At 41.2% G+C, this 15,100-nt stretch carries 12 protein-coding genes; 11 read left to right on the top strand and 1 reads right to left on the bottom strand.

Features of this window, described 5'->3' with window-relative positions; translation table 11 throughout:
• From BIV60_RS05490 to leuD, 10 genes are all read left to right on the top strand, one after another.
• Positions 1-957: a DUF294 nucleotidyltransferase-like domain-containing protein gene (locus BIV60_RS05490; RefSeq protein WP_071354718.1), complete on the top strand. Its 957-nt coding sequence runs from the start codon at positions 1-3 to the stop codon at positions 955-957.
• Positions 958-973: 16 nt separating this feature from the next.
• Positions 974-1,690 carry an exonuclease domain-containing protein gene (locus tag BIV60_RS05495; RefSeq protein WP_256218302.1) on the top strand — a complete coding sequence of 239 codons (717 nt, stop codon included), beginning with the start codon at positions 974-976 and terminating at the stop codon, positions 1,688-1,690.
• A 475-nt stretch (positions 1,691-2,165) separates the two neighbouring features.
• A complete protein-coding gene (ilvD, locus tag BIV60_RS05500) occupies positions 2,166-3,833 on the top strand; it encodes a dihydroxy-acid dehydratase (protein ID WP_071354720.1) in 1,668 nt (555 codons plus the stop codon).
• Positions 3,834-4,338: 505 nt separating this feature from the next.
• Positions 4,339-6,063, top strand: coding sequence for an acetolactate synthase large subunit (gene ilvB, locus BIV60_RS05505; RefSeq protein WP_071354721.1), 1,725 nt, complete (start codon positions 4,339-4,341; stop codon positions 6,061-6,063).
• Entirely contained in the window at positions 6,060-6,581 is a 522-nt protein-coding gene (gene ilvN / locus BIV60_RS05510; protein ID WP_071354722.1) for an acetolactate synthase small subunit, read from the top strand. The genes ilvB and ilvN overlap by 4 nt, the downstream gene beginning before the upstream one ends.
• Before the next feature lie 27 nt (positions 6,582-6,608).
• Positions 6,609-7,643 (top strand): ketol-acid reductoisomerase, encoded by a 1,035-nt coding sequence (gene ilvC / locus BIV60_RS05515; protein WP_071354723.1) that lies wholly within the window; start codon positions 6,609-6,611, stop codon positions 7,641-7,643.
• On the top strand, positions 7,630-9,174 hold the full coding sequence (locus BIV60_RS05520) for a 2-isopropylmalate synthase (RefSeq protein ID WP_071354724.1): 1,545 nt from the start codon (positions 7,630-7,632) through the stop codon (positions 9,172-9,174). Before ilvC ends, BIV60_RS05520 begins: the two co-directional genes overlap by 14 nt.
• An 89-nt stretch (positions 9,175-9,263) precedes the next feature.
• On the top strand, positions 9,264-10,370 hold the full coding sequence (leuB, locus tag BIV60_RS05525; RefSeq protein WP_071354725.1) for a 3-isopropylmalate dehydrogenase: 1,107 nt from the start codon (positions 9,264-9,266) through the stop codon (positions 10,368-10,370).
• 284 nt (positions 10,371-10,654) lie between these two features.
• Positions 10,655-12,073 (top strand): 3-isopropylmalate dehydratase large subunit, encoded by a 1,419-nt coding sequence (gene leuC / locus BIV60_RS05530; RefSeq protein WP_071354726.1) that lies wholly within the window; start codon positions 10,655-10,657, stop codon positions 12,071-12,073.
• A gap of 3 nt (positions 12,074-12,076) precedes the next feature.
• Positions 12,077-12,661: a 3-isopropylmalate dehydratase small subunit gene (leuD, locus tag BIV60_RS05535; RefSeq protein WP_071354727.1), complete on the top strand. Its 585-nt coding sequence runs from the start codon at positions 12,077-12,079 to the stop codon at positions 12,659-12,661.
• Positions 12,662-12,820: 159 nt separating this feature from the next.
• On the opposite strand, the gene BIV60_RS05540 is transcribed toward leuD, so the two are convergent.
• A complete protein-coding gene (locus BIV60_RS05540; protein WP_071354728.1) occupies positions 12,821-13,135 on the bottom strand; it encodes a DUF3892 domain-containing protein in 315 nt (104 codons plus the stop codon).
• 354 nt (positions 13,136-13,489) lie between these two features.
• Between BIV60_RS05540 and BIV60_RS05545 the strand changes: the two genes are divergently transcribed.
• Positions 13,490-15,088: a glycosyl hydrolase family 28-related protein gene (locus BIV60_RS05545; RefSeq protein WP_071354729.1), complete on the top strand. Its 1,599-nt coding sequence runs from the start codon at positions 13,490-13,492 to the stop codon at positions 15,086-15,088.
• Positions 15,089-15,100 lie beyond the last annotated feature (12 nt).

Here is a 15,100-nt window from a genome sequence, read left to right on the forward strand (position 1 = left end):
ATGGAGTACCCTGCCTTCTCGGAAATTAAGAAGCTCAGAGACAAGCAAATAAAAGAAACTGTTCATGATCACTTTAAACTGAATCGATTACACGAAGAAATCATAAAGCAAGTAGTGAGCAGTGCAATAAATCATCTCACCAAGCAAATTGGACCTCCCCCATCACCATTTTCATTTTTTGCAATGGGCAGTGCCGGGAGATTGGAACAATCCATCTGGAGTGACCAAGACCATGGAATTATCTACCAAAATCAAAGAGATGAAACGAAAATCTATTTCTTAACGTTAGGGAAAGTAATTTCACATTATCTACATGAAGCCGGGTATGAATACTGTGACGGTGGGGTGATGGCTAGCAGCCCGTTATGGTGTAAATCTCTTCCCGAATGGCAAGAGCAGCTAATCAACTGGATAACCGAATCCTCTTGGGAATCCATTCGGCACCTCCTAATCTTTATTGATGGACGAACCATTTTCGGAGAACACACATACATTCACCAATTAAAATCCATGATTTACGACATGGTAAAAAAAGAAAATTTACTTCCACGAATTCTAAACAATACTCTTCATGTTAAAAAAGGAATTGGCATTTTAGGACAATTTTTAATAGAAACTCATGGAAGCTATATTGGCTCAATTAATCTAAAGGAAATTGCATTTTTTCCATATGTAAATGCTGTCCGTCTCTTAGCCATCAAAGAACAGTTACAAGAAACCTCTACCTTATCAAGGCTTACTCAGTTGCAATTTCAAGATAAAGATCGCTATAAAGAGCAGTTTTTAAAATTGTTAAAATACAGATTAACTTTTGGAAATCATACCGATTATGAATCCGGACACTTTTTACCTATTGCCACCCTATCAAAGCAGCAAAAGAATGAGCTTAAAGATATCATCAAAAATGGTATAAGGCTTCTTCAAATGAGTAAAAAGCTTGCGGGAAAGGAAGATTAAATTGAGGATGAACGAAATGATTCAATTCTTGCGGCAAATATCTGGAAAACTTAATTCGAATATTTATGCAGGCATCCAAGGGACCTTCAATCCTCAACATTTATCATTCATAAGAAACCTCCAAAAGGAAATGAAAGAGAAAAACTACTTGGATACTCCGATGCAAAAATTACGTGTTGTTATATTTGATTTGGAAACAACAGGTTTCTTTCCTGAAAAAGGGGACCGCGTTCTATCAATTGGAGCCATCAAAATGACCGGTGCAACAATTGAACAGGATGAAACATTTTATTCTTTATTAAAATCGGAACTCCCTCTTTCCGACGAAATTATCACTTTAACCAACTTAACAGACAATGAAATACAAAACGCACCAGAGGCAAAACAGGTTCTCATTCAATTTTTTCAGTTTGTAAATAGCGATATTCTTGTTGCCCATCACTCCATACATGAAAAAACCTTTATGCAAAAATTGACTTGGGACCTTCTAAAAATAAGTTTTGGACACCGAATCATCGACACCTCTTTCTTGATTCGTCTCTCGAACCCTCCTCTTCGATCCATGTCACTGGATGAGATTTGCAAAGAATGTGAGATTGAAATCAATAACCGCCACCATGCACTTGGAGATGCCATCATGACTGCACAAATTTGGGGATATTATTTAAAAAAGGCTCAAGAGAAGGGATTTAAAACTATGAGAGAAGTTTATGAATTCCTGGTAAAAAATTAAATTAACAATTCTACAATAGTAATCATTGGACAAAACAGGATAATTAAAACCTATTAAAAAGGGATCCCTAATTGCCATTTTTTCCTTTATATCCCCGTATATCCTTCCTTTTTCTCTCCTATAAAAATCAAAAGAGATTGTAAAATAAAAATTTTTAAAATTTTTTTATTCTTGCTTTTTCCTTAACATGACAACATTGTAAACGCTACCAGATTTCAAGACTAGTTTGAATTGTCAGATTTTATTGTTGACCATGTATACAAATTGGAGTTATGATAACTGACAATAAAACTTATAAAAAAGTGATGAGTTGAACACAGCCTTTTTTCATTCTTAGTTAGTAGGAAGGTGGAGGCAATTCTTTTCAACCACTTTTTAATCATTTGTTAGAAAATTCAGAGCAAATAGTACAACAGACATATCTAATCATCAATTTGCTGCAAAGTATGCAATTGTAAGTTAGGAGGCGCGAAAAATGCGCAGCGATATGATTAAAAAAGGGATTGACCGAGCTCCCCACCGAAGCCTTTTATACGCAACTGGGGTAAAAGTGAGTGACCTTGATAAGCCGTTCATCGGTGTATGTAACTCCTATATTGATATTATCCCAGGGCACAGACACCTTAATCATTTCGGTGAAATTGTAAAAGAGGCCATTCGCGAAGCAGGCGGAATACCTTTTGAGTTTAATACCATCGGTGTTGATGATGGAATTGCAATGGGACATATCGGGATGAGATACTCCCTTCCAAGCCGGGAAATCATCGCCGATAGTGCTGAAACTGTAATTAACGCACACTGGTTTGATGGTGTATTTTATATTCCAAACTGTGACAAAATCACACCGGGAATGTTGATGGCAGCTGCCAGAACAAATGTCCCATCGGTATTTGTCTCAGGCGGACCAATGGAAGCAGGAAAAACCTCTTCTGGAGAAAACCTTTCCCTTACTTCTGTTTTCGAGGGTGTTGGATCTTATCATAAAGGTACAATGACCGAGCAGGAGTTATACGAAATTGAAACAAGTGCATGTCCAACATGCGGTTCATGTTCAGGAATGTTTACAGCGAATTCAATGAACTGTTTGATGGAGGTACTCGGCATGACCGTTCCTGGTAACGGAACAATTGTAGCAACCTCCGAAGAAAGACACGAATTGATTCGTCAAGCTGCAAAGCATTTGATTGAATTAGTGAAAAAAGATATCCGCCCACGCGATATCATGACAAGAGAAGCTATTGACAATGCGTTCGCATTAGATATGGCCATGGGAGGATCAACCAATACGGTATTACATACCTTGGCAATCGCTCATGAAGCCGGTATTGAATACGATTTACGTGATATTAATAAGATTGCAGAAAAAGTTCCTTATCTTGCCAAAATCATGCCAGCATCTAATTATTCGATGGATGATGTTCATAGAGCAGGTGGTGTCAGTGCCATCCTTAATGAACTTTGTAAGGTTGAAGGAGCACTTAATAAGGATTGCATTTCAATCACAGGAAATACACTTGCTGAGAATGTGGAAAATGCAAAAATCACCAACGAAACCGTCATTCGGACAAAAGATAATCCATACAGCCCTGTTGGCGGACTATCTATCCTTTACGGAAACATTGCTCCAGATGGCGGAGTAATCAAAGTTGGTGCTGTGGATCCATCTATAAAAACCTTCTTGGGTGAAGCAATTGTATTTGAATCCCAAGATGAAGCGCAGGAAAACATTAACAATGGAACTGTAAAATCTGGTCATGTTGTTGTTATTCGTTATGAAGGTCCAAAAGGCGGTCCGGGAATGCCGGAAATGCTGGCTCCTACTTCTGCGATTGCCGGAAGGGGCTTAGAAAAGGAAATTGCCCTGATTACAGACGGCCGATTCTCAGGTGCCAGCCGTGGTATCTCCATCGGTCATATTTCACCGGAAGCAGCAGAAGGCGGACCAATCGCATTGATTGAGAATGGTGATAAAATCCTGATCAATTTAACTGAACGTTCGATTGAACTTTTAGTGGATGATGAGGTTTTAGCTGAAAGACGCCGCAATTGGGTGAAACCTGAGCCAAAAATCAAATCTGGTTATCTTGCAAAATATGCAAAACTTGTTACCTCTGCTAATACTGGCGGAGTTATGAAAATCTAATCATTAAATTCCAAGGGATTTGATTAGCACCCCTCCCCTTCCACAGAGAAGTAAAGGTGCTAAAACCATTTTGACAACGGAATATTTATAAATCGATGACGGGAATAAAGGAATAAGAACCTTGTATTTTCAGAGAGTCGGGGTTGCTGTGAGCCCGGCAATACAACTTATTCTGACATCATCCCTGAGTGTTGGACTGAACGGCTTTAGCCCAGTAGGTTCAATCGGGTGCTAATTCTTAGGCACCTGTTACTAAAAGAAGCGTTATTCCATTTAATATCGCTTCATAAGGCAGTATTCGTGAGGATACTGTAAAACCGGGTGGTACCGAGAAAAGGAAGGTTCTTTTCTCCCCGATTACTCTGCTATTTCTTTTTAACTGCAGTTTATCGGAGAGAAAAGGACCTTTTTTAATATGATTCAAATGATTAGATATTTGGCTTCAAAACAAAGTTGTATACTAATTTTTTAAAATATTCAAATAACCCTAAGGAGGGATTACGACGTGAAAGTTGAAGCAAAACCGGAATTCCAAACTAGTACAGCGCCAAAAACAGGCGCCGACCTTCTCATTGAATTATTAATTAACGAAGGCGTTGACACGATATTTGGGTATCCCGGAGGTGCTGTCCTGCCAATTTATGATGCCATCTGGCGTGCACAAGCGTCTATTAATCACATTCTTTTCCGCCACGAACAAGGTATGATTCATGCAGCGGAAGGATATGCACGAATTACTGGAAAACCAGGTGTTGTCCTAGCTACTTCCGGACCAGGTGCTACAAATTTAATTACTGGAATTACAGATGCCATGATGGATTCTTTACCGCTTGTTGTTTTCACAGGGCAGGTTGCACGAAGCGTGATTGGAACTGATGCCTTCCAAGAGGCTGATATTGTTGCCATCACTACTCCTATTACCAAACATAATTACCAGGTGCAGTCGATTTCTGATTTACCAAGAATCGTCAAAGAGGCCTTTCATATTGCCTCTACTGGCCGGCCAGGTCCAGTCGTAGTGGATATCCCGAAAGATATTTCGTCCGGTGTTACGGATGTGACTCAAGAAGAAGTTGAAATTGATTTACCAGGCTACCAGCCAACAACAAAGCCGAATCCATTACAAATTAAAAAATTGGCTGCTGCCCTATCAAAAGCGAAGAAACCAATTGTCCTTGCTGGCGCAGGTGTCCTTCACGGGAAAGCTTCAGATGAATTAACAGCTTTTGCAACGAAACACAATCTGCCAGTCGTAACTACTCTGCTTGGTCTTGGAAGTTTTCCTGCCGACAACCCTCTGTCATTGGGAATGGGCGGAATGCACGGAACCTATGCAGCAAATATGGCTCTGTATGAATGTGATTTGCTCATCAACTTCGGTGCACGCTTTGATGACAGACTTACCGGGAACCTAACGCACTTTGCACCAAATGCAAAAGTTGCTCATATCGACATTGATCCTGCAGAAATCGGAAAGAATATTCAAACACAAATTCCGATTGTGTCTGATTCAAAAGAGGCATTAAGCGAACTGTTAGCAGAAGCAACTGAGTCACCAGAAATTGAAGAATGGCTGGAAATACTTGCAAAGTATAAAGCGGAATATCCACTTTGGTATAAACATGATCCAAAAGGAATGTGTCCGCAATGGCTCATCGAAGCTGTTCATAAAGTGACAAATGGCGAAGCGATTGTTTCTACGGATGTCGGCCAGCATCAAATGTGGGCTGCTCAGTTCTATACATTCAATCAACCGCATCGCTGGATTACTTCCGGCGGACTTGGAACAATGGGCTTTGGCTTCCCTGCTGCAATTGGTGCACAGCTGGCAGCACCAGAAAGCACGGTAGTTGCCATTGTTGGAGACGGCGGTTTCCAAATGACGCTTCAGGAATTATCAGTCATTCAAGAAAGAAACCTGCCGGTCAAAATTATCATTGTCAATAACGGTGCCCTTGGAATGGTTCGTCAGTGGCAGGAATTGCTCTACGATAACCGTATTTCTGAGTCACTGATTCCAGTTCAGCCGGATTTTGTAAAGCTTGCTGAGAGCTATTCCATCCGTGGAATAAGAATTGATACCCAGGAAGAACTTATTGCTGCTCTACCAGAAGTATTCGCTTATGATGGTCCTGTCCTTCTTGATTGCCGAGTTTTACAGGAGGAAAAGGTCTTTCCAATGATTGCTCCAGGCAAAGGAATACACGAAATGATTGGGGTGAAACCATGAAACGCATTATAACGGCAACGGTTCAAGATCGCAGCGGCGTACTCAACCGTGTTACTGGCCTTTTACTAAGACGTCAATTCAACATTGAAAGTGTCTCGGTTGGAAAAACGGAAATCGAAGGAATCTCAAAAATGACCCTTGTGGTCGAAATTGAAGATGAACAGCGTCTCGAACAGGTGACAAAGCAATTAAACAAACAAATTGATGTCATAAAAGTTTCCGATATTACCGATAAAGCCATCGTTGCACGGGAGCTGGCCTTAATCAAAGTAGCAAGCAATTCACAGCTGCGCAGTGAAATTAATGGAATCATTGATCCATTCCGTGCCGTGATTATTGATGTAAGTAAAGATAGCTTGGCAGTTCAAATTACCGGTAAGCCGGAAAAAATTGATGCATTAATTGATTTACTTCGCCCTTATGGCATTAAAGAAATTGCAAGAACCGGACTGACTGCCTTTTTACGCGGGCATCAGCCACAAGTAAACGATCTAGCAACATATTCACTATTAAAATAACTACTATATTTGGAAGGATGATATTAAATGGTAAAGGTATTATATAACGGAGATATTCAAGAAGAGGTTTTACAAGGAAAGAAAATCGCAGTAATCGGTTATGGATCACAAGGTCACGCACATGCTCTTAACTTAAAAGAAAGCGGCTTTGATGTGGTTGTTGGTTTAAGAAAAGGAAAATCATTCGATAAAGCAGTGGAAGATGGCGTTGAAGTTACCTCTGTTGCTGAAGCAACTGCTGCAGCAGATATAGTAATGGTTTTACTTCCGGACGAAATGCAGCCAAAAGTTTATGAAGAAAGCATTAAAGATAACTTACAACCTGGTAATGCCCTAGTGTTTGCCCATGGTTTCAATATTCACTTTTCACAAATCGTACCACCTGCAGATGTAGACGTATTCCTAGTAGCTCCAAAAGGACCAGGACACTTAGTTCGTCGTACTTACACTGAAGGTGCTGGCGTTCCTGGATTATTTGCTGTATACCAAGACTTCACTGGCAAAGCACGTGAAATTGCTTTAGCTTATGCAAAAGGAATCGGCTCTGCTCGTGCTGGCGTATTAGAAACTACATTCCAAGAAGAAACTGAAACAGATCTATTCGGTGAGCAAGCTGTTCTTTGCGGTGGTACTACCGCCCTTATCAAAGCTGGTTTCGAAACACTTGTAGAAGCTGGTTATCAGCCAGAAGTCGCTTACTTTGAGTGTTTACATGAATTGAAATTAATCGTTGACCTTCTATATGAAGGAGGACTTGAAAACATGCGTTACTCTATCTCTGACACAGCTCAATGGGGAGATTTCGTATCAGGTCCACGCGTTGTCAACGAAGATACAAAAGCTCGTATGAAAGAAGTATTAAAAGATATCCAAACTGGTAAATTTGCTCAGGGCTGGATCATTGAGAACCAAACAAACCGCCCACAATTTAATGCAATTAATCGTGCAGAAAACAATCATCAAATCGAAAAAGTTGGTCGCGAGCTTCGTGCATTAATGCCATTTATTAAAAATAAACCTGTAAATGAGAAAAAGGAAGTGGTGGTAAATGGTTCACGTTAACATCTTTGACACCACACTACGTGATGGCGAACAGTCCCCTGGTGTGAATTTAAACCAGCTTGAAAAGTTAGAGATCGCCAGACAGCTAGAACGGTTTGGCGTTGATATTATGGAGGCCGGTTTTCCGGCTTCCTCACAAGGTGATTTCGAAGCCGTAAGAGCCATTGCCAGAACTATTAAAAACTCTTCTGTTACAGGCTTGGCACGGGCAGTGAAATCGGACATTGACATTGCGTGGGATGCTCTAAAAGATGCAGCAGAACCAAGATTGCATGTTTTCCTAGCTACCTCCCCTATCCATATGCAATACAAACTAATGAAAACACCTGAGGAAGTTGTGCAAACAGCAGTTGACATGGTGTCATATGCGAAAAAAAGATTCCCGCATATCGAATGGTCAGCTGAAGATGCTTCCCGTTCGGACCTTGATTTTCTAGTGAAAATCATTACAAAAGTGATTGATGCCGGTGCTACAGTGATCAATCTTCCAGATACAGTAGGTTATACAACACCCGAAGAATACGGCCGCATGTTCCGCTATATTCGCGAAAATGTGCCAAATATTCATAAAGCAGCATTATCCTGTCACTGCCACGATGACTTGGGGATGGCCGTTGCAAACTCCATCGCAGCCATTGAAAACGGGGTTACTCAAGTTGAAGGTACCATCAACGGAATTGGGGAACGTGCCGGAAACGCTGCATTAGAAGAGATTGCGGTTGCCTTAAATATTCGTGCTGATCGGTATCCTTACACAACCAACTTGGTTTTAAAGGAAATTAAGCGTACAAGTGACTTGGTAAGCCGCTTCACAGGGATGAAGGTCCCTGCTAATAAAGCAGTTGTCGGGAAAAATGCTTTTGCCCATGAATCAGGAATTCATCAGGATGGCGTCTTAAAAAATGCTCAAACCTATGAAATTATTACTCCTGAATTAGTCGGGGTTCAATCGAATGACCTTGTTCTTGGAAAGCACTCTGGCCGCCATGCGTTTAAAGACAAAATTGAGCAAATGGGCTTTGAGCTTTCACAAGAAAAGCTGAACGAAGCATTCCAATCCTTTAAACAATTAACAGATAAGAAAAAAGAAGTAACAGATGAAGATTTATATACAATTTTACTAGATATTCAAACTGCTTCTGTCGATGTGAAAAAATATGAACTTGTTGCTTTCCAAGTTCAGAGTGGTTCCGGTAACCTTCCTACCGCTACAGTTGCCCTTACAACTCCTGATGGAGACCGGGTAGAAACAGCTCGTACCGGCAGCGGAAGTGTCGAAGCATTATATAACACGCTTGAAGCATTAATTGAAGAAAAAATTCATTTAACTGATTTTAACTTGAGCTCTGTCGGCAAAGGTCGGGATGCTCTAGCTGAAGTACATGTAAAAATGACCGTTAACGGTACACCTGTCAGTGGACGCGGTTCTGCCCAGGATGTTTTAGAAGCAGCAGGCAAAGCCTTTTTAAACGCAGTAAACCGAGTATTCTTTAACCAACAAATGACCTTAAAGGAACCAGCAAACGCATAGAAGCCAGGCAGAAAAGCTTAGGCGCCCGTAAGAGACGCTTACGTGTATTACTCTTTTAGAGTCAAAATTAAATGAGGAGGTTGCTCTTAATGAATAAACGAATTGTATTGCTTCCAGGTGATGGAATCGGTAAAGAAGTTGTTGAATCTGCAAAAGATGTATTAAGTGCCATTGCTGAAGAATTTAACCATTCTTTCAGCTTCGAAAGCCATGATATTGGAGGAGCAGCCATTGATTTGCATGGAACTCCCCTGCCACAATCCACCGTTGATGCTTGTATGCAAGCCGATGCTGTTTTATTAGGAGCAGTTGGCGGTCCAAAATGGGACCAAAACCCTTCTCATTTACGGCCTGAAAGAGGATTGCTGGGAATTCGAAAGGCACTTGATTTATATGCAAACTTAAGACCAATCACAGGATTTAAAAATCTTCTGCATGCCTCCCCTCTTAAAGAAGAAGTCGTTGCAGGCAGTGACCTTTTAATCGTTCGTGAATTGACTGGCGGTCTGTATTTTGGAACACCTAGCGAACGCCGGGATGGAGGCGAATCGGTTGTTGACACGCTAGCCTATTCTCGAAAAGAAATTGAGAGAATTGTAGATAAAGCCTTCCAAGCTGCACAGCAGCGCCGCGGGCATCTAACTTCTGTCGATAAAGCAAATGTTCTTGAATCAAGTAAACTATGGCGCGAAATCGTTGAAGAGAAAAAAGCCCAATATCCGGATGTTGTCGTTGAGCATGCCCTAGTGGATTCAACAGCGATGAAGTTAATTACCAATCCAACTCAATTTGACGTTATCGTCACTGAGAATATGTTTGGCGATATTTTAAGCGATGAAGCATCGGTATTAACCGGCTCACTTGGAATGCTCCCTTCTGCAAGCCTGCGTGAAGATGGTGTTGGTTTATATGAACCGGTTCACGGATCGGCACCAGACATTGCCGGTAAAGGTGTAGCCAATCCGCTAGCAGCCATTTTATCCGCTGCCATGTTACTCCGTTATTCCTTCGGCTTAGAGGATGAAGCAAAATTAATTGAAGAGGCTGTTCAATCTGTTCTTGATGCTGGTTACCATACTGCTGATTTACAAATCAGTGAAGGTCGCCTTGTCGGAACATTGGAAATGTCGAAGCTAATTGTTGATTTTATTAAATCTCAAAATGCTTCAAAATGTATCATGAGCTGCTACGTATAAGAAAAGCGGAAGCGCCTGTTTAGCGCACGACAGGACTGGAGCGAGTCGACTGAGATAAAGGAAACACGAAGAGCGTTAACGATTCGATGTTGACTTATCTTAGGGAGGCGAGTGAAGTACACTAGTCGCTAGGCGCTGAAGCTGGACAATTCTCAAAGACAAATGATTAATCCTAATAATTTAAAAAAGTTATGGGTTTGGACGCGCTTTTTGCGGCCGAACCCATATTTTTAAAAATTAGTATTTAGTGAACCTAAAAATATTAGAACGTGAGGAAGGGAATTATGCAAAAGCCTAAAAATATAATTCAAAAAATTTGGGAACAGCATGTAGTACATCAGGAAGATGGCAAACCTGATTTATTGTATATTGATTTGCACCTTGTTCACGAAGTAACTTCTCCTCAAGCATTTGAGGGATTACGAATGAACGGCCGCAAAGTCCGCCGCCCTGATCTAACCTATGCGACCATGGACCACAACGTCCCAACTCAAAATCGTGAAGTAATCAAGGACCCAATCTCCAAAACCCAAATGGATACTTTAGTGAAAAACTGTGAAGAATTTGGTGTTACCCTTGCTGGCATCAATCATCCAGATAACGGAATTGTCCACGTTATTGGCCCGGAACTCGGCTTAACACAGCCTGGTAAAACCATTGTTTGCGGCGACAGCCATACTTCTACTCATGGTGCCTTCGGTGCTTTGGCATTTGGAATCGGAACAAGTGAGGTTGAACATGTTTTAGCAACTCAAACGCTTTGGCAGGCACCTCCTAAAACCTTAAATGTTAAAGTAAATGGCAAGCTTGGCACTGGCGTAACGGCAAAGGATTTGATTCTTGCCATCATCGGTAAGTTTGGGGTTCAGTTTGGTACAGGCTATGTAATGGAATATACAGGTGAAGCGATTCGCAATCTTTCCATGGAAGAGCGGATGACCGTATGTAATATGTCCATTGAAGCTGGTGCAAGAGCAGGATTAATTACTCCGGATGAAACCACTTTTGAATATTTACGCGGCAGACGCCATGTTCCACAAGGTGAAGAATTTGAAAAAGCTGTTGAAAGATGGAGCGCTCTTGCTAGTGACGAAGGGGCTACTTACGATTCAGTTGTTGAAATTGACGCCGCAGAAGTAGAACCACAAGTAACCTGGGGAACAAACCCAGGCATGTGCCTTCCAATTACTGCTTCTGTTCCAAATCCGGATAATGCTGAAAAAGCAAGTGAAAAAGATGAAATCAAACGTGCACTTGAATATATGGGCCTTGAAGCTGGCCAATCCATTTCAAGCATTGAAATTGACCATGTCTTCATCGGTTCTTGTACCAATTCTCGATTAAGCGATTTACGTAAGGCAGCTGAAGTCGTTCGCGGCCATAAAGTAAAGCCTTCTGTAAAAGCGATTGTTGTACCAGGTTCCTTCAGTGTTAAACTTGCTGCTGAAAAAGAAGGAATTGATCAAGTCTTTATCGAAGCAGGTTTTGAATGGCGTGAAGCTGGCTGCAGTATGTGTCTTGCCATGAACGACGATATCGTTCCTTCAGGCGGACGCTGTGCTTCCACCTCTAACCGGAATTTTGAAGGCCGTCAAGGAAACGGGGCACGTACTCATCTTGTCAGCCCTGAAATGGCAGCTGCCGCAGCAGTTGCTGGGCATTTCGTCGATGTCCGTCAATTTACTGCCCAGGAGGTTGGTTAATCAATGGAACCGTTACGCATTCATACAGGCCCTGTTTGTCCATTAAACCGGACAAATGTGGATACAGACCAAATTATTCCGAAGCAATTTCTTAAGCGTATTGAGCGCAGCGGCTTCGGCCAATTCCTTTTTTATCACTGGCGTTTTGATGACGAAGGAAAGTTAAGAGAAGATTTCATTTTAAATAAACCTCAATATCAAGGTGCATCTATCTTGGTTGCCGGTGATAACTTTGGCTGCGGATCTTCCCGTGAACATGCCCCGTGGGCTGTTCAGGACTTCGGTTTTAAGGTCATCATTGCCCCAAGCTATGCTGATATTTTTAAAAACAACTGTGTCAAAAATGGTATTCTTGCTATTGTAGCTAGTGAGGAACAAGTACAAACTCTTATGAAAAAGGCAGAAACCGAAGGGTATTCATTAACAGTGGATCTAGAAAAGCAAGTGGTTTCTGATAACGAAGGATTTGAAATCAATTTCGATATCGCTCCATACCCTAAGCAAATGCTGCTAAATGGCTGGGACGAAATCGGTGTAACATTAAGCTATGGGGAACAAATTAACAAATATGAGGCTGCAAATAGATAGCTAATACAAATTGCCCCTGGAATTGGGGCAATTTTTTCTATTTTTTGTTGCATTTTTATTAGCCATTTAAGTTTTTTCTGCGTTACTCCCTTTTTTATCTGCGATAAGTTCGTGTTTATCTGCGATAATTGACAATTTATCAGCGATGGGGTTTTTCGATTAAAATTCAGGTAATTGATCCAAGTTATTTTCCTTAATTCCATCTGGCTCGCTTCTAATAATATCCCGGCCATACTTATGGAAAACATCGATATGTGCGATCCTCCCTCCTTTGGCATCCTCTAATGCGGTGATGTAATCCAATTCCCGGCCACTGCTAGTTTTAAACGCAATAATATCACCATCATCATTTTTACGAACGGCAACAAATTCCTCTTTTCCCTCCGGATTACTCTTCCCAGCTTCCATTTGTGCCTGGTGCTCACCTTGTTGTTTATATTCCTTATAAATCTTATCAAAATCCTGCTGTTCCATTCTTTCCACCTCCGAACATACGTTTAGTATTTTTCCTTTTTAAAAAATTATCCATTCAGGTTGAATTAAAAACACCCTCCACTTACCTGTGAAGGGCTACTTTTTATCTAAACTTTAAATTATAAAAAACTTTTTCTCCTAATTGGTTAAAGTCATCGTCCGATGGACCATCTACCAATATTTGAACAGATTTAATTACATCGAGATTACTTTTATGAGCACAATTTTACCACTTGACAGTTTTACCTTATAATAAAAACACTAAATAAAGAGCATCAGACAAAATAACAAGTAATCTATCCACCCCAGACGGACAATTTAACCTTTTTGTCCACAAACGGTGCCTGTCACTCTATGAAATATGGAGGTGAATTAAAGTTGTTTTATTTAGAGAAAAAACATGACCCGAGAAAGAATGCAGAACTTCTCACTCAACTGAACGGCAGTCAGGTCGATTTGAAAACAGCTCTACGTGAAACGGAGGAGCTTTTCCAGCAGTGCATAGAAAAAAAGCTCTATCCTGTCCCCCATGGACTAAAAAAGCAAGCTTATTTAGAGAAAATCCTATCAGGATCGTTTCACCCCCTGTCTACCGTCACAGAGCTCGGAGCTCCTTCAAAAACAATGATGGATGCAAAAGGAAATGTTTATCCTGAATGGAAAGAGAAGCTTGATCATGAGCACAACAACCTATTAAGTCATCTTACTAAGGTAGTAAATGTGGCCGATTTTGGGGCAATCGGGGACGGTCGTACCGACAACACTGCTGCTTTTATAAAAGCGATTGGAAATGGCCGAGTTAAGGTTCATATACCGGAAGGGATTTATATTACGAAAGGAATTCGCCTGCCTTCCTGGATCTTTCTTATTGGGGACGGAAAAGGGAAAACAATTATCAAATTGCACGGAGACGCACCAAAAGGGACTAGACTTATAACAAACGCCAACCATTGGCGCGGCAATCACCATCTTTTTGTTAAAAGCATGACATTAGACTGGAATGTTGAAAGGCTCGGTGACGTTCCGAAGACTGCCACTTGGGGAACCCATTCCAGCTGCTTAACCTATGCGAATGTTACCTATGGTTGGGTTCAAGATGTCGAAGCAATCAATCCCGGTCTCCATTGTTTTGATATTACCTCCCCCCTGTACAATTATGCTGGGGATGGCTATCGGGCCAAGGGCGGAAGCTGTTATGTCTGGTTGGACAACCTGAATGGCTATGGTTTCGGAGACGACGGGATTACCACACATCACAGCGAAAAGATTCTTATTTCTTATTCTCATATGTGTGATCCAAGCGGACGGGCACATGAAAAAGGATTTTCAAATTCCAATGGTATCGAAATCGATGATGGCTCCAGAGACGTTATGCTAGTCAATAATTCTACGGCTAGATGCTTCGGTGGGGTTGAATGTAAAGCACATGAGAATTCCTCCGCCGCCGCGAACGTGCAAATTATCGGCCATCTTTCCGTTAACGATAACCGTTCTTTTAACTTTCGGCATATCGGCCATCATAAAAGTACGGATCACGAGTCGAAAACGGCCTTTAATCTTTTGGCAACCAATCTTGCCGCAATAGCGCCCGTTTATTCAGATTTGTACAAGGACTCAACGCCTCGTGGTATGGTCGTATCGGGATATAAAAATGTCGTGATTAATCACTTTACCGTGATCGGGGACCCTGATTATGACTTCAATGGAAATCCAGTCATTTCCATCCAATACCGTGCGAAAAAGGTCATCTTTAATCATGTCAGCATTCGTGATTTCCATAACGCTGGAGCCAGCATTAAGGTTTTCGGCGGTGCAAATCGAGCTGATTCTGTTCAAATTCAAAATATAGTAATTAAAAATTCCGCCTCTAAAGCTGTCGAAGTTGGCTCAGGCATTCAAGATGCAACGGTTTCAAATGTGAAGGAGTATTTTGAACCATCTTTAAAAAAATAAGCGCCGTCTTAG

The sequence above is a fragment of the Bacillus sp. MUM 116 genome (assembly GCF_001866655.1).
Lineage (GTDB): Bacteria > Bacillota > Bacilli > Bacillales > Cytobacillaceae > Neobacillus.